22 protein-coding genes are annotated in these 22,395 nt (G+C 40.4%); 17 read left to right on the forward strand and 5 right to left on the reverse strand.

The window, feature by feature from the left end:
• The first annotated feature begins 104 nt into the window (after positions 1 to 104).
• Both EL121_RS09640 and EL121_RS09645 read left to right on the forward strand, forming a co-directional pair.
• Complete coding sequence (locus EL121_RS09640; RefSeq protein WP_039196388.1) at positions 105 to 968, forward strand: membrane protein; 864 nt, start codon at positions 105 to 107, stop codon at positions 966 to 968.
• Between the two features lie 106 nt (positions 969 to 1,074).
• Positions 1,075 to 2,925, forward strand: a complete 1,851-nt coding sequence (locus EL121_RS09645; protein ID WP_039196389.1) for an ATP-binding protein — start codon at positions 1,075 to 1,077, stop codon at positions 2,923 to 2,925.
• Positions 2,926 to 2,960: 35 nt separating this feature from the next.
• Here EL121_RS09645 and EL121_RS09650 read toward each other — a convergent pair whose 3' ends face one another.
• Both EL121_RS09650 and EL121_RS09655 read right to left on the reverse strand, forming a co-directional pair.
• The gene (locus EL121_RS09650; protein ID WP_039196390.1) at positions 2,961 to 3,524 is read right to left on the reverse strand and encodes a methylated-DNA--[protein]-cysteine S-methyltransferase; all 564 of its coding nucleotides are present in this window, start codon (positions 3,522 to 3,524) and stop codon (positions 2,961 to 2,963) included.
• A gap of 84 nt (positions 3,525 to 3,608) precedes the next feature.
• Positions 3,609 to 4,982: a porin gene (locus EL121_RS09655; protein WP_039196391.1), complete on the reverse strand. Its 1,374-nt coding sequence runs from the start codon at positions 4,980 to 4,982 to the stop codon at positions 3,609 to 3,611.
• A 457-nt stretch (positions 4,983 to 5,439) separates the two neighbouring features.
• Between EL121_RS09655 and EL121_RS09660 the strand changes: the two genes are divergently transcribed.
• From EL121_RS09660 to iscX, 10 genes are all read left to right on the forward strand, one after another.
• Complete coding sequence (locus EL121_RS09660; protein ID WP_039196392.1) at positions 5,440 to 5,892, forward strand: Rrf2 family transcriptional regulator; 453 nt, start codon at positions 5,440 to 5,442, stop codon at positions 5,890 to 5,892.
• A 54-nt stretch (positions 5,893 to 5,946) separates the two neighbouring features.
• Positions 5,947 to 7,173, forward strand: a complete 1,227-nt coding sequence (locus EL121_RS09665) for an IscS subfamily cysteine desulfurase (protein ID WP_039196393.1) — start codon at positions 5,947 to 5,949, stop codon at positions 7,171 to 7,173.
• Positions 7,174 to 7,305: 132 nt separating this feature from the next.
• Positions 7,306 to 7,689: a Fe-S cluster assembly scaffold IscU gene (gene iscU, locus EL121_RS09670; protein ID WP_005597611.1), complete on the forward strand. Its 384-nt coding sequence runs from the start codon at positions 7,306 to 7,308 to the stop codon at positions 7,687 to 7,689.
• A gap of 140 nt (positions 7,690 to 7,829) precedes the next feature.
• Complete coding sequence (iscA, locus tag EL121_RS09675; protein WP_005623319.1) at positions 7,830 to 8,153, forward strand: iron-sulfur cluster assembly protein IscA; 324 nt, start codon at positions 7,830 to 7,832, stop codon at positions 8,151 to 8,153.
• A 9-nt stretch (positions 8,154 to 8,162) separates the two neighbouring features.
• Positions 8,163 to 8,684, forward strand: coding sequence for a Fe-S protein assembly co-chaperone HscB (gene hscB, locus EL121_RS09680; protein WP_039196394.1), 522 nt, complete (start codon positions 8,163 to 8,165; stop codon positions 8,682 to 8,684).
• Between the two features lie 47 nt (positions 8,685 to 8,731).
• The gene (locus EL121_RS09685) at positions 8,732 to 9,184 is read left to right on the forward strand and encodes a DMT family transporter (RefSeq protein WP_039196395.1); all 453 of its coding nucleotides are present in this window, start codon (positions 8,732 to 8,734) and stop codon (positions 9,182 to 9,184) included.
• A gap of 27 nt (positions 9,185 to 9,211) precedes the next feature.
• The gene (locus EL121_RS09690; RefSeq protein WP_039196396.1) at positions 9,212 to 9,844 is read left to right on the forward strand and encodes a DUF2625 family protein; all 633 of its coding nucleotides are present in this window, start codon (positions 9,212 to 9,214) and stop codon (positions 9,842 to 9,844) included.
• A 115-nt stretch (positions 9,845 to 9,959) separates the two neighbouring features.
• Positions 9,960 to 11,813, forward strand: a complete 1,854-nt coding sequence (gene hscA / locus EL121_RS09695; protein ID WP_039196397.1) for a Fe-S protein assembly chaperone HscA — start codon at positions 9,960 to 9,962, stop codon at positions 11,811 to 11,813.
• A 51-nt stretch (positions 11,814 to 11,864) separates the two neighbouring features.
• Positions 11,865 to 12,206 (forward strand): ISC system 2Fe-2S type ferredoxin, encoded by a 342-nt coding sequence (gene fdx / locus EL121_RS09700; RefSeq protein ID WP_005623313.1) that lies wholly within the window; start codon positions 11,865 to 11,867, stop codon positions 12,204 to 12,206.
• Positions 12,206 to 12,400, forward strand: coding sequence for a Fe-S cluster assembly protein IscX (iscX, locus tag EL121_RS09705; protein WP_018651770.1), 195 nt, complete (start codon positions 12,206 to 12,208; stop codon positions 12,398 to 12,400). The genes fdx and iscX overlap by 1 nt, the downstream gene beginning before the upstream one ends.
• Before the next feature lie 84 nt (positions 12,401 to 12,484).
• Here the strand turns inward: iscX and EL121_RS09710 are convergent, their stop codons facing one another.
• From EL121_RS09710 to EL121_RS09720, 3 genes are all read right to left on the reverse strand, one after another.
• The gene (locus tag EL121_RS09710; RefSeq protein WP_039196398.1) at positions 12,485 to 15,202 is read right to left on the reverse strand and encodes a TonB-dependent receptor; all 2,718 of its coding nucleotides are present in this window, start codon (positions 15,200 to 15,202) and stop codon (positions 12,485 to 12,487) included.
• Positions 15,203 to 15,342: 140 nt separating this feature from the next.
• Positions 15,343 to 16,575 (reverse strand): multifunctional CCA addition/repair protein, encoded by a 1,233-nt coding sequence (locus tag EL121_RS09715; protein ID WP_039196399.1) that lies wholly within the window; start codon positions 16,573 to 16,575, stop codon positions 15,343 to 15,345.
• A 104-nt stretch (positions 16,576 to 16,679) separates the two neighbouring features.
• Positions 16,680 to 17,189: a peptidylprolyl isomerase gene (locus EL121_RS09720; RefSeq protein WP_005612256.1), complete on the reverse strand. Its 510-nt coding sequence runs from the start codon at positions 17,187 to 17,189 to the stop codon at positions 16,680 to 16,682.
• 144 nt (positions 17,190 to 17,333) lie between these two features.
• On the opposite strand from EL121_RS09720, the gene cysS reads away from it, so the two are divergent.
• From cysS to EL121_RS09745, 5 genes are all read left to right on the forward strand, one after another.
• Entirely contained in the window at positions 17,334 to 18,713 is a 1,380-nt protein-coding gene (gene cysS / locus EL121_RS09725) for a cysteine--tRNA ligase (protein WP_039196400.1), read from the forward strand.
• Positions 18,714 to 18,911: 198 nt separating this feature from the next.
• Positions 18,912 to 19,946, forward strand: a complete 1,035-nt coding sequence (gene metN, locus EL121_RS09730; RefSeq protein WP_039196401.1) for a methionine ABC transporter ATP-binding protein MetN — start codon at positions 18,912 to 18,914, stop codon at positions 19,944 to 19,946.
• Positions 19,936 to 20,613, forward strand: a complete 678-nt coding sequence (locus EL121_RS09735) for a methionine ABC transporter permease (protein ID WP_011848491.1) — start codon at positions 19,936 to 19,938, stop codon at positions 20,611 to 20,613. The genes metN and EL121_RS09735 overlap by 11 nt, the downstream gene beginning before the upstream one ends.
• A 26-nt stretch (positions 20,614 to 20,639) precedes the next feature.
• A complete protein-coding gene (locus tag EL121_RS09740; protein WP_039196402.1) occupies positions 20,640 to 21,461 on the forward strand; it encodes a MetQ/NlpA family lipoprotein in 822 nt (273 codons plus the stop codon).
• A 114-nt stretch (positions 21,462 to 21,575) separates the two neighbouring features.
• Positions 21,576 to 22,394 (forward strand): MetQ/NlpA family ABC transporter substrate-binding protein, encoded by an 819-nt coding sequence (locus EL121_RS09745; protein ID WP_039196403.1) that lies wholly within the window; start codon positions 21,576 to 21,578, stop codon positions 22,392 to 22,394.
• The last annotated feature ends 1 nt before the right edge of the window (position 22,395 follow it).

Genomic DNA, 22,395 nt, shown 5'->3' on the forward strand with positions numbered 1-22,395 from the left:
GCGGTCGTATTTTTGCAAAATTTTGCACAGATCCGACCGCTTGATCTATCTATCTCATAAGGAAGTTTGTAGAATGCCTGCCTTTATTTATACAGGAGATTTCCATGTTAGAACTTGTGATCGCTATTTTATGTAGCGTCTCTGTCGGGGTGTTGATTAAAGTCGCACGTCAAAAGCAAATTGCCATTGATCAAAGTATCGCAGTGAACTATATCGTCACGACTTCGATGACCTATTTTTTACTGAATCCGGATTTTAAAGGGCAAACCGTGGTTGATATTGTAGCGAATAACCCTTCGTCTTATCTATTTTTTGCATTAGGTTTCTTATTACCAACCATTTTCCTGATTCAAGCCAAATCACTTGAATTTGCCGGTATTATTCGTACCGATGCGGCACAACGTCTTTCACTGTTTTTACCGATTTTGGCGGCGTTTACCATTTTCGGTGAACAAATTACCCAAAACAAATTAATCGCATTGGTATTAGCTTTCGTTGCGCTCGGCTGTTTGTTATGGAAAACCCATCACGGTATGGGTAAAGGCGGTAAAATTGCGATTATTAGCTTGGCTTGTGTATGGTTGGGCTATGGTATGACCGATACGCTGTTTAAACAAATTGCCAAATCAGGTTCGGCCTTCCCGGTAACATTGTTTATCGCCTTTGTTTTTGCCGGTTGTTTAATGTTTGCTTATTTATTACTGAAGCGTACGCAATGGCACGTGCCGAGTGTGGTTGTCGGCTTAGTGTTAGGCGTATTGAATTTCTGTAATATTTTGTTCTACATTAAAGCGCACCAAGTGATGAAAGATGACCCGACTTTAGTGTTTACCGGTATGAACCTCGGTGTGATTTGTTTAGGGACATTTATCGGTGCATTAGTATTTAAAGAAAAAATCAATAAAATTAATTACTTAGGTGTCTTTATTGCAATTATTGCGATTATTTGCTTATTTTATTGGAAATAATCCGATTTGAATCAATAATCGAAATTACCCAATAATGCGGTTTGAGCTATAATAAATCCTCTCCATTAGCTGATGGAGAGGATTTTTACGTTTTAAGGGGAGAAGAATGAAACTAATCAAGCAATGTAGTCAAAATTATGTGAATTGGGTGCTACGCTTAGGTCGAGCAAAGGCGGCTTTACTGGGCTTTTTTGTGTTGGCATTTTTTGCCATTATCGTCCAGGGCGCATTAACCTATTTATTCACCGGCGAAATTCAAACGCGTGATATTTTACGTTCGATTTCTTTCGGCCTGATTTCCGCCCCTTTTGTGATTTATTTTTTCAATTTAATCGTTGTTAAACTGGAAAAATCACGTATTCAGCTAGAACAAAGTATTTATGATCTCGGTGTGTTGCGTGAGCAGGATGCGCATTTAAATGCCACACTTGAAAAAAATAACCGAGACAAAAGCGTATTAATGGCAACCATTAGCCATGAATTACGTACACCGCTCAATGGCATTATCGGCTTAAGCCGAATTCTGTTAGAGGGAGAGCTAACTCAGCAACAACGAGAATATTTAAAAACAATTAATATTAGTGCGGTTTCATTAGGGCATATTTTTAGCGACATTATTGATTTAGAGAAAATTGATAGTCGCCGTATTGAGTTATTCAATAAGGAAGTTGAGTTTTCTCAATTGATCAGTGATATCAGCAATTTTGCCAATTTAATGGCGGATCAACGTAAAATTAAATTCCATATCAGCTATTCGGATAATTTACCGAATTTCATTTTGGTCGATAACGCACGTTTAAGTCAGGTATTGTGGAATTTGGTCAGTAATGCGGTGAAATTCACCCCGGCAGGTGGAGATATTTACCTTGATGTGCAACGTGTAGATGATGACCATTTTAGTTTTAGCTTGCGAGACACCGGTATCGGTATTCCTAAAAACGAACAGCGCAAAGTATTTGCAATGTTCTACCAAGCGGAAAACTCACAAGAGAAAAAAGCGCAAGGTAGTGGTATCGGTTTAGCTATCTCAAAACGTATCGCTAAATTAATGGGCGGCGATCTCACCCTTGAAAGTGAGGAAGGCAAAGGTTCGACCTTTACTTTAACGATTCAAGCGGATACGGTTGAAGCGAAAAAAGCGGTTAAAATCAATGATCATGCGTTAAAAGTTTTATTAGTTGAAGACATTGAAGTAAATGTGGTGGTTGCCCGCGCGATGTTAGAAAAATTCGGTTGTGACGTAGATGTTGCGATGACCGGTGATGAAGCGTTCGAGTTATTCGAGCAGAACAGTTACGACCTTATTTTACTTGATATTCAATTACCGGATATGACAGGCTTTGATATTGCAAGACAGTTACGTGAACGTTATGAAAACGAAGAAGTGGATTACCTGCCGCTTTTAGTTGCGTTAACCGCCAATATTATGCAAACCAAAGAAGAATATCAGCAACAGGGTATGGATGACGTATTGCGTAAACCGCTTTCGTTAGAAGCGTTATCCGAATGTTTGAATCATTACTTTAACAGCGATTTTGTGGAAAAAACCGGTGAAATTCGACCGCTTGTCGACACGGAAGAAACACTGAATTTACCTTACGATCGTAAGATTCTATCCGAATTAATCGAAGTGATGGGGGCAAAAGCCGTATTAGCTAATTTTGCGTTATTTGCGAAGCTCATGCCGGAATACTTGGAGAATTTACAACACTATCTTACCGAATGGCAGGCGACCGATTCAGCGGAAATGCGTAAAAACACGGCGGATGAAGCGCATAAAATCAAAGGAGCGCTTGCCTCAGTCAGCTTAAAACGCTTGCAAGAAATTGCTCAGTATGCCCAAACCGATAACGGTGAAATTTGGGAAGAGCATATTGCGCAGTGGGTGTTCCAAATTGCGCAGCAATGGCAAGCGGATTTAGCTTTAGCGGAGCATTGGGTAAAAGAAAATTACTAATGTGATTTTATAAAGAAAATGGGGGATTGGATTTATTATCCGTTTCCCCATTTTTTATGTTTAGGGTTGACGAATTCAATGCCTTTATCTTTAAAATCAATCCCTTCCAATTCCAATAAATAGCGTTTTGCCGGCAAGCCACCACCGAAGCCGGTCAGCGTTTGGCTTTTTCCTAATACTCTGTGACAAGGCACGATAATCGAAATCGGGTTGCGACCTACCGCTCCACCGACAGCACGCATTGCATTCGGTTTGCCAAGTTGCTGAGCGATTTCGCCGTAACTGGTCGTTTTGCCATAAGGAATGGTTAATAAAATCTTCCATACGGATTTTTGGAATTCCGTACCTTGTGGCGCCAGAAAATCCAAATGCTGGAATTCCAGTTTCTCACCGGCAAAATAGCGGTCTAAAATGTGGCGTGTTTTGCAAAAAATTTCGAAAATTTGACCGCTTGCTTCAGTAGCAATTTGCCATTTTTGTGCGTCAGTGGTGAGTTGTTCTTGTTCGAATTCAATGCCGAGTAATCCGTTATCATTGGCAATCAATAACAGATTTCCGACAGGTGAGTGGTAATATTGATAGTGAATATTGGATGACATATTAACTCCATTTTAAATAAAAAAGGCGTGTAATGAGTTTACACGCCTTTTGAGCATTCGTAATTGCCTATTTTGAGTTAGGCATTAGAATTTATAGTTAAGATTTAAACCGTAAAGATTAGCTTTTGAACTAACTTGGAATACCGCTGATTGACCTTCTTTAAAGTTGTTCTTTTTACCACGAAGGTGTGCAAAACCGACATCAGCAGAAAGGTTTGGCGTAAAGCGGTAAGTTGCACCCACTGAGTACCATGTACGATCCGTATCTGGAATTGAGATTGACGGGTGTTTTACACTTGCATTTTCATCGTAAGCAAAACCGGTACGCACAGTTAATGTTTCATCTACATCATAAGAGAAACCAAGTGAGTAACGTGATGAGTTACTGAAGTTTTCATCCTTATGGAATAAAATATTACCTTTAGAACCATAAGCAGTTAAGCTTTTTAAGCGATCCCACTCGGTGTATTTATAGCTATATTGTAATGCTAATTTCTCGGTCAATTTATGGAAACCTGAGAATTCCCAGTATGCCGGTAAATTAAGTGTTAAGCGACCCGGTACAGCTTTTCCACCGGTTGCTTCACTAATTGGTAACGCAATGCCAGAGCTTGCTAGGCGTGAAAGTAATGCATTATAAGCCACAGGGAAATCGTTAGAATATTTACCTTTGAATTTTACGTCTACCGCAGAGTGATATGCTAAGCCCCAACGGTGACTTTCATTTAATTCGTAGCTTAAACCTGCGTTCCAACCGAATGACCATTCATCGCCTTTGATTTGCGATACAGAAGTGGTTGCTGGCATGTTGCTGAGTTGACCTGCAACTGCACTTAATTGTGCAGCTTGAGCAGCTGGTAATTGACTTGCACGTGCTGCTAATTGTTGTGCAATGGCTTTACCGCCCACACCTAAATGACGCTGAACTTCCGCATCAGAATGAATTGCATTTAAACCAAGACCGAAACTTAAACCGTTACCAAAGTTATATGCACCGCTTAAATTAAAGTTAAGCGCAGTTAATTCGGTTTTACCACCGTAAACACCGGCATTGAATTGCTCGTTGTATTCAGATTTCAAACCGTAATTTACGTTTAAGCCCCCACCAAGTGAAAAACGATCATTGACAGGTGTGACAACATATAGATTTGGAATAACAGCATTAGGAATAATATTTCCATGAGATGCATCAAAAACACGTCCAATTTTGCCTGAAACGTTAACATCTGCGTCAACTAAAATACCACCTGCTGAAAATTCCGTGCTTTTGAATTTGGTCATTAATGCCGGGTTGGTTGCAACCACAGAAGCATTGTCTGCGACAGCAGCATTACCTGCATAAGCCATACCTAAACCAGAAGTAGAAATTTCCGCTAATTGGAAAGCTGCAGCGTGAACACCTGCTGCTGAAAATGTTAAAAGTGACGCTAAAAGCGTTTTGTTAAATTGGTTATTCATCTCATGCCCTTTACTGTAATTGGATTTTACGGATGTGTTATTTTTTAGCGAACAAGTGTTCACAATTTTTAAAGTTCGCGAATTCTAATCGTAGCAATAGTGAGCGGGCAAGCGTCTTTACTTAAAATACTCGGAGTTCCGACCAGTGAACACATGTTTACTGATTACTAAATTTCTATTCTTTATTTTTTAGAAAATACGGAAATAAGTGTTATTCAAACTATTCCAGTCAGGATTATTATTTGAAGTAGATCAAAAATCATTTATAATTGTAGGGATTTGATTCCAGTATTTTTAATTGATAACTTTGAGTTATCGTTTTTGGCAATTAATGCCGATAATCATTTGTAAAACCTTTCAATGTGATAAGTGTAAAATTCTTGACTAAAATAGTCGGGTATATCACAATTCACTTAATTAAAAATCATTACTTTTGCTCTAAAGTGAGGAAATTATTATGAAATTAACGTCAAGAGGGCGTTATGCCGTAACCGCAATTTTAGATATTGCGTTACATGGAAAGTCTTTACCCGTAAGTCTTGCCGATATTTCAGAGCGCCAAGCGATTTCATTGTCGTATTTAGAACAATTATTTGCTCAGTTACGTCGCGAAGGTATCGTGCATAGCGTACGTGGTCCGGGTGGCGGTTACCAACTTGGTAAGCAACCTGAAGAAATCAGTGTGGGTATGATTATTGCGGCGGTGAATGAAAATCTTGATGTCACTAAATGTAAAGGTAGTGGTAACTGTAGTAAAAACTCACAGTGCTTAACGCATCATTTATGGGAACGTTTAGAAGACCAAATCGGTGTGTTTTTAAATACGATTACATTGGCGGAGCTTGTTGAAGAACACTCGGATCACGATTGTGAAAAAGAGCATTGCCACGATCATTCACACAAACACTAATTGCAAAAAATTCAATAAAAATGACCGCTTATTTCAAGCGAGTTAGGAGTAACAATGTCAGTTAAATTACCTATCTATTTAGATTATGCCGCAACCACTCCAATGGATGAGCGTGTTGCCCAAAAAATGATGCAATATATGACCAAAGACGGCATCTTTGGTAACCCGGCTTCACGTTCTCACAAATTCGGTTGGGAAGCGGAAGAAGCTGTAGATGTTGCACGTAACCACATCGCAGATTTAATCGGTGCGGATAGCCGTGAAATCGTATTCACCTCAGGTGCGACAGAGTCTGATAACTTAGCGATTAAAGGTGCTGCACATTTCTACCAAACCAAAGGTAAACATATCATCACAGTTAAAACCGAGCACAAAGCGGTATTAGATACTTGCCGTCAGCTAGAGCGTGAAGGTTTTGAAGTGACTTATTTAGACCCGGAACAAGACGGCTTATTAGATTTAGCGAAATTAGAAGCGGCGATTCGTCCGGACACGATTTTAATTTCTGTTATGCACGTAAATAACGAAATGGGTGTTATTCAAGACATCAAAGCAATTGGTGAAATTTGCCGTGCGAAGAAAATTATTTTCCACGTGGATGCAACGCAATCGGTCGGTAAAATTCCGGTAGACGTACAAGAGTTAAAAGTTGACTTAATGTCTTTCTCAAGCCACAAATTATACGGACCAAAAGGTATCGGCGGCTTATATGTATGCCGTAAACCTCGTGTTCGTATCGAAGCGATTATTCACGGTGGCGGTCATGAGCGTGGTATGCGTTCAGGCACATTACCTGTACACCAAATCGTAGGTATGGGCGAAGCGTATCGTATCGCTAAAGAAGAAATGGCAACAGAAATGCCTCGCTTACGTGCATTACGTGACCGTTTATACAACGGCTTCAAAGATATCGAAGAAGTGTATGTAAATGGTTCAATGGAAGAAGGCAAACGTGTAGATTCAAACTTAAATATCAGCTTCAACTTTGTTGAAGGTGAGTCATTAATGATGGCGTTACGTGATATTGCGGTTTCATCAGGTTCTGCATGTACTTCGGCAAGTTTAGAGCCTTCATACGTATTACGTGCCATCGGCCGTGACGATGAATTAGCACACAGCTCAATTCGTTTCACTTTAGGTCGTTGGACAACAGAAGAAGAAATCGACTACACCATCGAGCTTGTGAAAAAAGCAATCGTAAAACTTCGTGAACTTTCTCCACTTTGGGAAATGTTTAAAGAAGGTGTGGATCTATCAAAAATCGAGTGGAATCACCACTAATCAGTAGAAATATTGCAATGTATTTGCGTTGTTGAACCGTCTTGCCGTACTGATTGTACTGTCTGTGGCGGTTCGCCTAGTAACTGCAAACAATATTTTACTGATAACAGAATTTAACAGAAGGAATACAAAATGGCATACAGCGAAAAAGTAATTGACCATTACGAGAACCCACGTAACGTAGGGACATTTGATAAAGAAGCGGCGGATATCGGTACCGGTATGGTAGGTGCGCCGGCTTGTGGTGATATTCTACGTTTACAAATTAAAGTGAACGATCAGGGTATTATCGAAGATGCACGCTTTAAAGCATACGGTTGTGGTTCTGCAATCGCATCAAGTTCTTTAATTACCGAATGGGTTAAAGGTAAATCTTTAGAAGAAGCGGGCGCAATCAAAAACAGCGACATCGCAGAAGAATTAGAATTACCACCGGTGAAAGTTCACTGTTCAATTCTTGCGGAAGACGCAATCAAAGCAGCGATTGCCGATTACAAAGAAAAACAAGCTAAGTAATATTTAGTTCGGATAACACGGAAAGCACGAAAACAAGCGGTTATTTTTGCGTAAAATTTTGCAAAATTGACGTTTTCGGGTATTTCCGTGTTTTCCGTGGTAAAGATCGTTTTCACTTAACAGATTAAAAAGGATAACTTATGGCAATTACATTAACAGAAACAGCAGCAAATCGAGTTCGTACATTCTTAGAAAACCGTGGTAAAGGGATCGGTTTACGTTTAGGAGTGAAAACATCGGGCTGTTCGGGACTGGCTTATGTGCTTGAGTTTGTTGATGTGTTAAATGAAGATGATCAAGTGTTCGAACAACACGGCGTAAAAGTGATCGTGGATGAAAAAAGCCTTGCCTATTTAGACGGCACCGAATTGGATTTCGTGAAAGAAGGCTTAAACGAAGGCTTTAAATATAACAATCCGAATGTAAAAGATTCTTGCGGTTGCGGTGAAAGTTTTAACGTATAGAGGAAAATCATGAATAATCCTTTTGCACTATTTGATTTACCGGTTCAATTTGAATTAGATAATGCTTTGCTTTCCGAACGTTATCTGGCATTACAAAAACAGCTTCATCCGGATAATTTTGCCAGCCGCTCTTCAGCGGAACAATTAGCAGCAGTACAAAAGTCGGCAGATGTGAATGCAGCATTGCAGACGTTAAAAGATCCGATTTTACGAGCGGAAGCGATAATTGAAATTCATACCGGTGAAGCAAAAAATCTCGAAGAAAAAAGTATGCGAGATATCGAGTTCTTAATGCAACAGATGGAGTGGCACGAGAAGCTCGAAACGATTGAACACCGTAATGATGAAGACGAATTAACCGCCTTCTTAAAGCAAATTAAAACCGAACAAAAATCCGTTTTACAGCAATTGCAACAAACGCTTGAAGCGCAACAATGGCAACAAGCTAATGGGCTGACAGATCGCCTACGCTATTTTAAAAAGCTGATTATTCAAATCGAAAAAGTCGAAGAAAAATTCTTCGAGATGTAGTGGTATCAGCCGGATACAAGCGGTCGGATTTTAAGAGAATTTTGCAAATGTCTTTACCCTATATTTTGTTGGCATTAGTCGCCGGTTCCGCACTCGCAAGCCAAGCGGCAATCAATAGCCGATTAGCGCAAGCAATGCTCGGACAGCCGTTAGTGGCAGCGACAATTTCGTTTGCAACAGGTACGATTGCACTACTACTATTTTGTTTTTGGAAAACGGATTTAAGCGGTGCATTACAACAGCTTCCGTCACAGCCGTTTTGGAAATTGCTCGGTGGTATTTTAGGTGCCGGTTTCGTCTTTACCACGGTATTTTTAGCCCCGAAAATCGGCATTACCAATATGCTGTTTTTTATTATTGTCGGGCAGTTGGTCACAGGAGCGATTATCGATCATTTCGGTTTGTTTGGTATGGCGGTTCGACCTTTCCAATTAAATCAATTAATCGGGTTATTAACGGTTGCTTGTGGTTTAGGGATTTATTTCTTAGCCCGAAAATAAGCGGTCGAATTTTAAGGAAATTTTGCAATGAAAGCATTAGAAGAATTATTAGATAAGCAATCAGCGTGGCTCATTTTAAGAGATTGGTTTACGCAAGCAAAAAATCATTATGAAATTTTAGCGAGCTATCCGGAAGATGCCGGTGCGGCACTGGTTGGAATGCAGCTTTCAACGCGTTCGCCAATGGGTGCAATCGTGTATGAAACCGGTGGCATTTTTATTGATCACGGCTGGTTGCGCATTTTAGGTTCCGGCAATGAAAAGCTACCGAGAGGCTTATTCGACTGGAATTTCGGTAAAACGTTTAAACAGTCAGGCGAACAACCGAGCCATTTATTAGTGGCGGATGATGCTATCGGCGGTTATTTTGCGATTAATGCCGGCGGCTTAGGTGACAAACTCGGGCAAGTTTACTATCACAATCCGAAAACCAAAAAATGGGAACCGTTAAATTTAGGTTATTCGGAATTTCTCGGCTGGGTATTAGCCGGTGATTTAGCCGATTTTTATAAAGACTTACGTTGGGAAAACTGGCAAGCGGATATTGCGAATTTACAAGGTCATCAAGTATTAGAATTAGAAAGTAAAATCGCCGTACCGATCGAACGCCATTACCAAGGCGTATTTGCACCGGAAAATATGGGATACTCCGTAGCATAATTGTATCACTCTCTCCCACAAGGGGAGAAGCGTTAAGAGATACCACATTCTGACCGAAATTCAGCACTTCGTTCACAAAGGTGAAAGTGCAATATTAAAAGAGAGATAAAAAATAATGGCATTACTTCAAATTGCTGAGCCGGGGCAGACAGCTGCACCACATCAGCATCGTTTAGCAATCGGTATTGACCTTGGCACAACCAATTCATTGGTGGCAAGTGTACGTAGCGGGCAAACGCAGGTGTTGTTAGATGATCAGGAACGTGCGTTAGTTCCATCAGTCGTTCACTACAGCGAACAACAAAAAACAGTTGGGGTTGAAGCATTTGCACAAGCAAGCATTGACCCGCAGAATACGGTCATTTCGGCGAAACGTTTAATCGGTCGCTCATTAGCAGACGTACAAACACGTTATCCGGATTTACCTTACCAATTTATTGCCAGTGATAATGGCTTACCATTAATTCAGACTAAACAAGGTAATAAAAGTCCGGTTGAGGTATCAGCGGATATTTTAAGCCATTTAAATCGCTTTGCCGAACAACGTTTAGGCGGAGAATTATCCGGTGTAGTTATCACTGTACCGGCGTATTTTGATGACGCACAACGTCAAAGCACCAAAGATGCGGCGCGTCTTGCCGGTTTAAATGTATTACGTTTATTAAATGAACCGACCGCAGCAGCGATTGCTTACGGGTTAGATAGCGGACAAGAAGGCGTTATCGCAGTATATGATTTAGGCGGCGGTACTTTCGATATTTCGATTTTGCGTTTAAGTCGTGGTGTGTTTGAAGTGTTGGCGACCGGTGGTGATACCGCGCTTGGCGGCGATGATTTCGACCATTTGCTAGCCGATTGGATTGCGGAACAGGCAAATTACAAACCGCAAAATGCCAATGAACAACGTGAATTATTAACGCTAGCCACCCAAACTAAAGTGGTGCTTTCACAAGCGGTCGAAACTGAAGTGAAATTTGCAAATTGGCAAGGTACGGTAAGCCGTGTGCAATTTAACGAGTTAATTCAGCCATTAGTTAAACGTTCATTGATGACTTGCCGCCGTGCGTTAAAAGATGCCGGTGTGGAGGCCGAAGAAGTTCGTGAAGTGGTAATGGTTGGCGGTTCAACCCGTGTGCCGTTTGTGCGTGAGCAAGTCGGCGAATTTTTCGAGAAAAATCCGTTAACCTCAATTGATCCGGATAAAGTTGTGGCATTAGGTGCAGCGATTCAGGCGGATATCCTAGTGGGTAATAAACCGGATAGCGAAATGCTGCTGTTAGATGTGGTACCGCTTTCACTTGGTATCGAAACGATGGGTGGTTTAGTTGAGAAAATTATTCCGCGTAACACGACGATTCCGGTTGCACGTGCGCAAGAATTTACTACGGCGAAAGACGGTCAAACCGCAATGAGCGTACACGTGTTACAAGGCGAACGTGAGTTAGTCGAAGATTGTCGTTCACTTGGTCGCTTTACGTTACGAGGCATTCCGCCGATGGTTGCCGGTGCGGCAACAATTCGTGTTACTTATCAAGTGGATGCGGATGGTTTGCTCAGTGTTACGGCAATGGAAAAATCGACCAAAGTACAGGCTTCGATTCAAATTAAGCCGTCTTACGGTTTAACCGATGAAGAAGTCACGCAAATGATTAAATCTTCGATGACCAATGCCAAAGAAGATATGGAAGCTCGTCAACTTGCTGAACAGCGTGTTGAAGCAGATAGAACGATTGATACGGTAATTTCGGCATTGCAACAAGACGGTGCGGAAGTATTAAGCGTTGAAGAGTTTAAGTTAATTGAAGCGGAAATCGCAAAACTGATTCAATTAAAACAAGGTACGGATCGACAAGCAATTGCCCAAGGGGTAAAAGATTTAGATCTCGCAACACAAACATTTGCTGCGAAGCGAATGAATTTATCAATCCAAAAAGCATTAGCGGGTAAAGCCGTTGATGAAATTATTTAATTAGCTCCCTTCTTTGAAAAAGAGGGGAAGAGTCAAATAAAAGAGGATATTATGCCAAAAGTTGTTTTTCTTCCGCATGAAGAGTTCTGTCCGGAAGGTATGGTGATTGAAGCGCAAACCGGCGACAATTTATTAGAGTTAGCGCACAATGCAGGTGTAGAAATTCACCATGCTTGTGACGGTTCTTGTGCGTGTACGACTTGCCATGTGGTGATTCGTGAAGGGTTTGATTCATTAAATGAAACGACCGATCAAGAAGAAGATATGCTAGATAAAGCATGGGGGCTGGAAATGGATAGCCGTTTAAGTTGCCAATGTGTAGTGGGTGAGGAAGACTTAGTGGTAGAGATTCCGAAATATAACTTAAATCACGCAAATGAGGCGGCACACTAATGAAATGGTCTGATACACGCATGATTGCGGAAAATCTTTATGATATGAATCCGGATTTAGATCCGACGACAGTTCGTTTTACTGATATGCACAAATGGATCTGTGAAATGGAAGATTTTGATGATGATCCGGAAGCATCAAACGAACATATTTTAGAAGCGATTTTAACCATTTGGTTAGAAGAATACGAATAAGTATTCAAATAAGAAATCAAAAAAGAAATGGAAAAGGCAGAGCGAAGTCATTGCACTGCCTTTTTTATATCTAAAATTCAATCACTAGAATTTCACATTGACGGCAAAGGTAAAGTTACGTCCGATTTGCGGCACGTAAGGTAAGAATGAGTTATGAATATAGATTTGTTCATTCAATACGTTATTTGCTCGTAACGAGAAGGTGTAATCGACATTTTTGATAATGCGATTGTAATCAATCCCTAAATTCAGCAAGTTATAGCCTTGCGTTTTATTTTCCGTTACTTTACGAGCGACCATCGGTAAATTATTATTCACGTAGTTTTTAATTTCGCAGTCACTATCATCTCTAGTACATCCTTTCGGTGTATGCAATCTTGGTTTAATCGCAATGGTTGAAGTTGAAACACGTTTTTGTGTGAATACATGAATATATTCTAAATTTGCAGACCAGTTCTGATCGAAATACCCTTGCCAACGGAAACCTAAGCGAACGGGTGGAACACGTGGTGCGTTAGTCGCAGGACGTTCAAGTTTGTCCGTGCCGATTTTACCCGGATACGTCAATACACAGTATTCCGGCGCTTCTTTAATATCATCTTTCGAACAGCTTGGATCTAAAGAAACAATTGGTGGCGCAACTAATTCATCTTTATTAGTAAAACCTACGCATTGGCTTAAATCTCCACCGCCAAGCAAACAATCGGCGTTGATATTTTCCTCATCTAAGATAGGATCTTTATCATAGAAATTTTTACCGATAACCGGCGATAATTTTCCAATACGTCCACGTACAATATCACCGAATAAGGTGATACTGTGATCCGGATGGAATTGATAAGTAACTTCTGCTTCTAATCCGTAGAATTTGGCGGTAGTTTGGTTATAGCGGCGTAAGTAAAGATTACCTTCTTTTTCTACGTTTTCATTGAAAATATAGTTGTCGAAATCACTGTAATAGCCGCTGGTTTTATAGAAAACTTTATCGCCGGCATGTCTGAATGCTAATTCATAGTTATCTGATTTTTCTTTGGTTAAATCTTTATTGCCATGCTCAAAAGAGCTGGTTGCAAGATGCCTTCCTTGATAATACAACTCCATCGGCGACGGAATACGTTCGTTATGCGAATAGCTAAACGATAAACGATTTTCGGGCGTAAAATCCCAAGACGTGGTTGCCGCATAAGAAAGTGCATTTTGCTTGTATGGGGTTAAATCAGGTTTAATCGGTGAATATTCCTGAGGTCTTGACGGATCTTTTTGGAAATTATTCAGTGCATGCTCCAGCAGTTTTTGGTCATAATGTACCGGTGTTCTTTGTTTTTCATAACGAACTGCAGTATCTAAACTAAATTTACCTAAATTAAATTGTTCCAAGCCAAATAAACTGATGCTTTTATTGGTATGCGGTACAAGTAAATAAGGGCGATAACTGTTCACGTTATTATGTAATGCTTTGCTATAGGCTTCAGGTGATTCAAAATAACTTGGTAGCAATACTTCGCCAGCGCTGGCTTTTTGTGTCTGATATTGTAAACCGAACATTCCTTTAAAATGTTTGGTCGGTGTATGATAAAGTTCTAAGCGACTGTTAAATCCTTTATTTTTAAAAATCGCATTTTCACTTCCTTTATCAACGGTTGGATCACGCTCAATACTTTTTGGATTGTTTGCACTTTGCGGATTACCCGGATCGCGTTCATCGTGGTAATAATCGGCAAAAGTCAGACTCAATTTCGCTTTATCTAACCATTTAAACGGTTGTAATAATTCTCCACGTACATCATATCGCTTGGTATTCATCAAAATATAAGGGCTATCGTGCAGGTGATTAACTAATATCCCAGTTGGGTTGTCTTCACTAGGTTCATTGTGATTATGCAGACAATGAGTATGCGGGTTATCATAAATATCTTCATCACCCATTAAATGCGGATAAATGGAGAGGTAATAACGACCGGAACCATACCATTGCGTGAAATGTTCTTTATCACTATTGCAGTGAATGTGTCCAGGAATACTATAACGGTCTTTTCTACGGCTATAAGAAGCCCCTAAATAGCCTTTATCGTGAATATAAGAAAGCCCGATAGTGCCAACTTGTGATTTATTATCACTTCCAGGTAAATAATGTAATTGCTCTGATTCCGCTTGGAATCTTGGCACACGGTAGTTATCTGCATTACGTTTTAATCCCTCAAGACGTAGAGCAAAATGATTGCCAAGTCCTAAAGTAATACCGGCAGTATTCACCACTTCTTTGCTAGCTGTGTTATAGCGAGTTAGTGCTTCTCCTTCCAAATTAGGTAAGAGCGCACCCACAGGCATTTGAGTTGGGATTCGCCCGTCCACCACATTTACTACGCCGGCTGGTGAAGCTGTGCTATATAAAAGCGTATTTGCACCTCGCACAATTTCCACTTGGCTAGCGAGTAAGGTATCGGCAGCAACCACATGATCGGGAGAGAGAGAGGACATATCAATCACATCCGTACCGTTTTGCAGAATTTTAACGCGTACACCGTCTTGTCCTCGAATAATCGGCTTACTCGCACCGCCGCCAAATGGATTCGAGTGTACCCCCAATTCTCCTGCTAAAGCATTACCTAAGGTTGCCGACCGATGTTTTAACTGTGACTTATCAACGACCTGATCGCTGATATTATCGGCATTATTGAGAATAGAATCTCCCAATTTGCCTTGTGCATTAACCTTCACTTCCTCTAATTCAATATGCTCTTCTGCTTGAACTGTTAGACTTAAGACCGTGAACAGCGCCAATGTAATGGCATTTTTCTTCATTATTTTCCCCTTTTACCTGATAAGAATAATTAAAAGGGTGCATTATAAAACGAATAAGCCATAAAAAAATAGTGGAAATAATAAAATCCATTAAATTTTTATGGTTTATATGGGTTAAGAAGAGAAATATAAAGTTTAATCTATTTTTTCTTTAGCGTTGCGATCGCATTTGCCCGGCGTTTATTCAGTTCGTCTCTAATCGCTTGTTTTTCAAAACCATCCGCAATCACTTGTTGTACATCGACTTGATTCGCCACTTCGAAATAACGTTTAGCAAGTTCAGCTTGTGGATATTCCCTATTTTCAAAACCCAATCTGCCACGAGCGTCCGCTTCACAAGCGAGTAAAAAATCACAGAAACGTTGCGGTTTACGCCATACATCAAGTGCATTAAATACTTTTAATACGGTTTCCGGACGCAGTTCCGCCATTTTATGGCAGTGCGTGTGGTATTCAGTGACCAAAATGGCGAAATCTTTTACGTCTGTTGGCACTTTTAGGCGATTTGAAAGTTCTCGAGCCGGTTTGATACCTTTTACTTCATGTCCGTAATGATGCGGGAGAATCTCTTTTTCGGTTAAACCTTTGCCTAAATCGTGGCAAAGTGCAGCCCAAAGTAAAGCGGTCGGATTTTCTGCATTTTTTGCAAGTCGTTTGGCTTGTTCCATTACCAGTAAGGTATGAACTCCACTATCAATTTCAGGGTGATGTTGCTCGGGTTGAGGTACGCCGAATAAGCGATCGAATTCCGGAAATAATACGGCTAACGCACCGATTTCTCGTAATACTTCAAAATAGATTTGCGGATTATCCGTTGCAAATGCTTTTTGAGTTTCCAACCAAACACGCTCCGCAGTTAAGTGAGCCAATTCACCACAAGCGGTCATTTCTTGCATTAATTTTACCGTTTCAGGCGCGATTTTAAAGCCGAGCGAATGGAAACGGGCGGCAAAGCGAGCCACTCTTAAAACCCGCAGCGGATCTTCACTAAATGCCGGTGAAATATGACGAAGCAGACGATTTGCTAAATCTTGTTTACCGCCGTATGGGTCAAAAATTTGACCGCTTGCATCTTGGGCAATCGCATTAACAGTTAGATCACGGCGAATTAAATCTTGTTCGAGCGTGACATCGGGCGAAAAGTCGCAGAGAAAACCGCTATAACCGACCCCGTTTTTACGTTCTTGGCGGGCTAGCGCATATTCTTCTTTGGTTTTTGGATGTAAAAAAACGGGGAAGTCATTGCCGACTTGCTGATAGCCCTGTGCTAGCAGTTGTTCGGGCGTTGCACCAACCACCAGATAATCCCGATCTTTCACCGGTAAGTTTAATAGTTGATCACGGACTGCACCGCCAACGAGATAAATTTGCATAGTTTTGTTACTTTTATGAAAGATGATTCCATTTTGCAGAATTATAAAAAAATTTGACCGCTTGTGTTGAGTGCAAGCGGTCAAATTTCTAACTTATTTTGCGATTATGCAACGGTTACTGATTCAATTACTACATCTTCAACCGGTACATCTTGGTGGAAGCCTTTGTTGCCGGTTTTCACGCCTTTGATTTTATCAACCACGTCCATACCTTCAACCACTTCACCGAATACCGCATAGCCCCATTCTTGCACCACTTCACGACCAAACATTTCTTTTGAACGGTAATCTAAGAAAGTATTGTCCGCTACGTTGATAAAGAACTGTGAGCTTGCTGAATGTGGATCAGAAGTACGTGCCATGGCAAGTGTGCCGCGTTTGTTGCTTAAACGATTGTTCGCTTCGTTTTGAATCGGCGCTTTGGTTGCTTTTTCAATTAAGCCTGAAGTCATACCGCCGCCTTGAATCATAAAACCATCGATAACACGGTGGAAAATCGTACCGTTATAAAAGCCTTCTTTGCAGTAATCTTCAAAGTTTTTTGCGGTTACTGGTGCTTTTTCAAAGTTAAGTTCGATTTTAATGTCACCGAAATTCGTATGTAATGTAATCATTTAGATTTCCTTATAAAAGAGAAAGGGAAGTTTGGTGCGTTATTATTAAAAAGTTTACGGGAAATTGCAAAAAAATCTCAAAATTAGACCGCTTATTCGCTATACTTCTCAACATTGCGATAACAAATCAGTACAGAGGATACTATGCTCAAAATTTATAACACTTTAAAACGTGAAAAAGAAGAATTTAAACCAATTAACCCGAACCAAGTTGGTATGTATGTCTGCGGTGTTACGGTTTACGATCTCTGTCACTTTGGGCACGGACGTACTTTTGTTTCATTTGACGTGATTGCACGTTATTTACGTTATTTAGGCTATAACTTGCGTTATGTGCGTAATATTACCGATGTAGACGATAAAATCATCAAACGTGCGTTAGAAAATAACGAAACTTGCGATCAATTAGTCGATCGTATGATTGCCGAAATGCATAAAGATTTTGATGATCTGAATATTCTTCGCCCGGATGTTGAGCCTCGTGCAACCAAACATATCCCTGAAATTGTGGCGATGGTGGAAAAACTGATCGCAAACGGCCACGCTTACGTAGCAGCAGACGGCGATGTAATGTTTGATGTGGAAAGTTTCAAAAAATACGGTGCGTTATCTCGCCAAAATTTAGAACAATTACAAGCCGGCGCACGTGTTGAAATTAAATCGGTTAAGAAAAATCCGATGGACTTCGTATTATGGAAAATGTCGAAAGAAGGCGAACCGAGCTGGCAAAGCCCGTGGGGTAACGGTCGCCCGGGTTGGCATATTGAATGTTCGGCAATGAACAGCAAAGAATTAGGCGAACATTTTGATATTCACGGCGGTGGCTCGGACTTAATGTTCCCACACCACGAAAACGAAATCGCACAATCTTGTTGCGCACACGGCGGCGATTATGTCAATTACTGGCTACACACCGGTATGCTAACGATTGATGATGAGAAAATGTCAAAATCGCTCGGCAATTTCTTCACGATTCGCACCATGTTAGAAAAATATGAATCGGAAACTTTACGTTATTTCTTCTTAACCGCGCACTATCGTAGCTTATTAAATTACAGTTTAGATAATTTAGATTTAGCTCGTTCGGCGTTAGAGCGTTTATATACTTCATTACGTGGTTGTGATTTATCGGTTGAGATTGCTGGCGGCGAACAATACGTCGAAGCGTTTAAAGCGGCAATGGACGATGATTTCAATACACCGGGCGCATTAGCGGTGTTATTTGAAATCGCACGTGAAGTGAATAAACTCAAAACCGAAGATATGGCGAAAGCTAACGGGTTAGCGGTGCGTTTAAAAGAATTAGCTGCTGTATTAGGTTTACTTTATCAAGATCCGGAAGCGTTTTTACAAGGCGATGCGAACAATGATGAAGTTGCGGAAATTGAAGCGTTAATTAAACAGCGTAACGAAGCAAAAGCAGCGAAAAATTGGGCGGTAGCCGATGAAGTACGCGATAAACTGAAAGCAATGAATATCGTGCTGGAAGACACACCAAACGGCACAACATGGCGTAAGGCGTAAGCATTAAGCGATAAAACAACAAGCGGTTGAATTTGTAAAAAATTTTGCAAATTCAACCGCTTTTTTCGTTCTTAGAATGATTAATTGCTTTTTTATTCTTTTTTAATATAAAAAAACTGGTTTAGTGAATTGACATAGCAATCTAGACGTCTAAAATAGCCAACTAGTTTAATTGATTTATAGTATGGATATATTGTTATGATTCAGCTGAAAAATATCAGCAAACAGTTTGAGGTAAAGGGTAAAAAGATTACCGCCTTAGACAATGTAAACCTTGAGGTGCCGAAGGGGACGATTTACGGCGTAATCGGGGCGAGTGGTGCGGGCAAAAGTACGCTTATTCGCTGTGTGAATTTACTTGAACGTCCAACGATCGGTAGTGTGATTGTGGATGGACAGGATTTGACCGCAATGTCGGAAAAAGAGCTAATTTTAGCTCGCCGTAATATTGCGATGATTTTCCAGCATTTTAATTTGTTGGCTTCACATACGGTATATGAAAATATTGCATTACCGTTAACTTTAAGCAATACGCCGAAAGATCAGATTGAGAAGAAAGTAAATGAATTGATTGAATTGGTCGGCTTAACCGAACGTAAAGACGTTTATCCGAGCAATTTATCCGGCGGTCAGAAGCAACGTGTGGCAATCGCCCGTGCGTTAGCAAGTGATCCGCACGTTTTATTGTGTGATGAAGCGACAAGTGCGTTAGATCCGGCGACAACACAATCGATTTTACAATTATTAAAAGACATTAATAAGCGTTTAGGCTTAACTATTTTATTGATTACCCATGAAATGGAAGTGGTGAAACGTATTTGTGATCGAGTGGCGGTGATCGATAAAGGTCAATTAATTGAAACCGGTTCGGTCAGTGAAATTTTCTCTAATCCGAAAACGGAATTGGCACAGAAATTTATTCAATCGACATTCCATTACGAATTACCGGCGGAATATACCGAGCAGCTTTCTGATCATCAAACGCCAAACGGGAAACCGATTATTAAATTTGAATTTACCGGTCGTTCGGTGGATGCGCCGTTACTTTCTATTGCATCGAAAAAATTCGGCATTGATTTCAGTATTTTAATGTCGCAAATTGATTATGCGGGCGGTGTCAAATTCGGTTTTGTGATTGCGGAAGTTACCGGTAATAATGATTCGATTGCAGAAGCCAAATTCTATTTAATTGATAATAATGTAAAAGTGGAGGTGTTAGGTTATGTGGGATAGTTTTATGCAAGAACTCACACCTCAAATGTGGGGCTTAGTCGGTACTTCAACGCTTGAAACGCTCTATATGGGCTTTGCAGCGACTTTACTTGCTGTGGTAGTCGGTTTACCAATCGGTTTCTTAGCATTCTTAACCGGCAAAGGTGAGATTTTAGAGAACCCACGTTTACATCAGGTATTAGATGTTGTTATCAATATCGGTCGTTCTGTTCCGTTTATTATTTTGTTAGTGGTGTTGTTACCTTTTACCCGTTTATTGGTAGGGACAACGCTAGGTACAACGGCAGCGATTGTGCCGTTAAGCGTTTCGGCAATTCCGTTTTTTGCGCGTTTAACTTCAAATGCGTTATTAGAAATTCCAGCAGGTTTAACCGAAGCGGCTAAATCAATGGGAGCAACCAATTGGCAGGTGGTTCGTAAATTCTATTTACCGGAATCACTTCCGATTTTAATCAACGGTATCACGTTAACCTTAGTGGCTTTAATTGGCTACTCAGCAATGGCGGGTGCAGTTGGCGGTGGTGGTTTGGGTAACCTTGCCATCAGTTACGGTGAACACCGTAACATGGTCTATGTAAAATGGATCTCAACAATTATTATTGTAGCGATTGTAATGGTCAGTCAAAAAATCGGCGATAACCTTGCAAAACGTTACGATCATCGTTAAACACAACATTAAAAAGGAGTTTTCCTATGAATTTCAAGAAAGTATTAGGCGTGGCGTTAGTGTCTGCTTTAGCATTAACCGGCTGTAACGAAGAGAAAAAAGCGGATGCAGCAGCGGCACAAGCCACTTCAAAAATTAAAGTCGGCGTGATGTCTGGCCCGGAACATACTGTGGCGGAAAAAGCGGCACAAGTGGCTAAACAAAAATACGGTTTAGAAGTGGAATTCGTATTATTCAATGACTATGCGTTACCAAATACGGCGGTAAGCAAAGGTGATTTAGATGCGAATGTTTTCCAGCACAAGCCGTATTTAGATAAAGACAGCCAATCAAAAGGCTTAACTAACCTTGAAATCGTAGGCAATACCTTTGTATTCCCACTTGCGGGTTATTCTAAAAAAATTAAAAACGTAGCTGAGTTAGCGGATGGTGCGGTTGTCGCAGTGCCTAATGACCCTTCAAACCTTGCTCGTGCATTAATTCTTTTAGAGAAACAAGGCTTAATCAAGTTAAAAGACAACACAAACTTATTCTCAACCACATTAGATATTGTTGAAAATCCGAAAAAATTAAACATCAAAGAAGTAGATACTTCGGTGGCGGCAAAAGCGTTAGATGATGTGGATTTAGCGGTAGTAAACAATACTTATGCAGGTCAAGTTGGTTTAAGTGCGAATGACGGTATTTTTGTAGAAGATAAAGATTCTCCGTATGTAAATATCATTGTGGCACGTAAAGACAACAAAGACAGTGAAGCGGTGAAAAACTTTGTGAATGCATTCCAAACTGAAGAAGTGTTCGGCGAAGCGCAAAAACACTTTAAAGATGGTGTAGTAAAAGGTTGGTAATCATTTATTGATTCCAATTGTTACTCAAACAAGCGGTGAGATTTTATCGAAATTTTGCAAAAAAATGAGAGAATTTTACCGCTTATTTTTTATCTAGATTGAGAGGTTTACTCTATGAATATCAAAAAATTATTCGGTTTAGTCGTTGTTTCAGCTTTAGCATTAACTGGTTGTAAAGAAGAGAAAGCGGCAGATACGGCAAAAGTAGAAGTCAGAACATTAACGGTTGGCGTAATGCAAGGCCCTGAAGCGCAAGTAAACGAAGTGGCGGCTCGTATCGCAAAAGAAAAATATAACTTAGATGTGAAATTGGTTGAATTTAGTGAATATACCCAACCGAATTATGCACTTAGCCACGGTGATTTAGATGTGAATGCGTTCCAATCCGTACCGTTCTTTGAGCGTGAAATGAAAGAGAAAGGCTATAAATTTGTCGCGCAAGCAAATACTTTTGTGTTTCCAATTGCAGGCTATTCTAAAACGGTTAAAGCGATTGCTGACTTAAAAGAAGGGGCAAAAATTGCAATTTCAAATGAGTTAAGTACAGCGGGCCGTTCATTACTCTTGTTACAAGCAAATGGTGTGATCAAATTAAAAGATCCGACAAATCTTTATGCAACCGAAATCGACATTGTTGAAAATCCGAAAAAAGTGAAAATCACTCAAGTGGATACGGCATTACTAACACGTGCATTAGATGATGTGGATCTAGCAATCATTAATAATAACTATGCAGGCCAAGCCGGTTTAACACCGGAAAAAGACGGTGTGATTGTGGAAGCAAAAGATTCTCCGTATGTGAATTTGATCGTTTCTCGTGAAGACAACAAAGATAATCCGGCAATTAAAGACTTTGTCAAAGCATTCCAAACCGAAGAAGTGTACCAAGAAGCGCTTAAACACTTCCCGGGCGGTATTGTAAAAGGCTGGTAAT

It is taken from the genome of Actinobacillus equuli, from assembly GCF_900636745.1.
Lineage (GTDB): Bacteria > Pseudomonadota > Gammaproteobacteria > Enterobacterales > Pasteurellaceae > Actinobacillus > Actinobacillus equuli.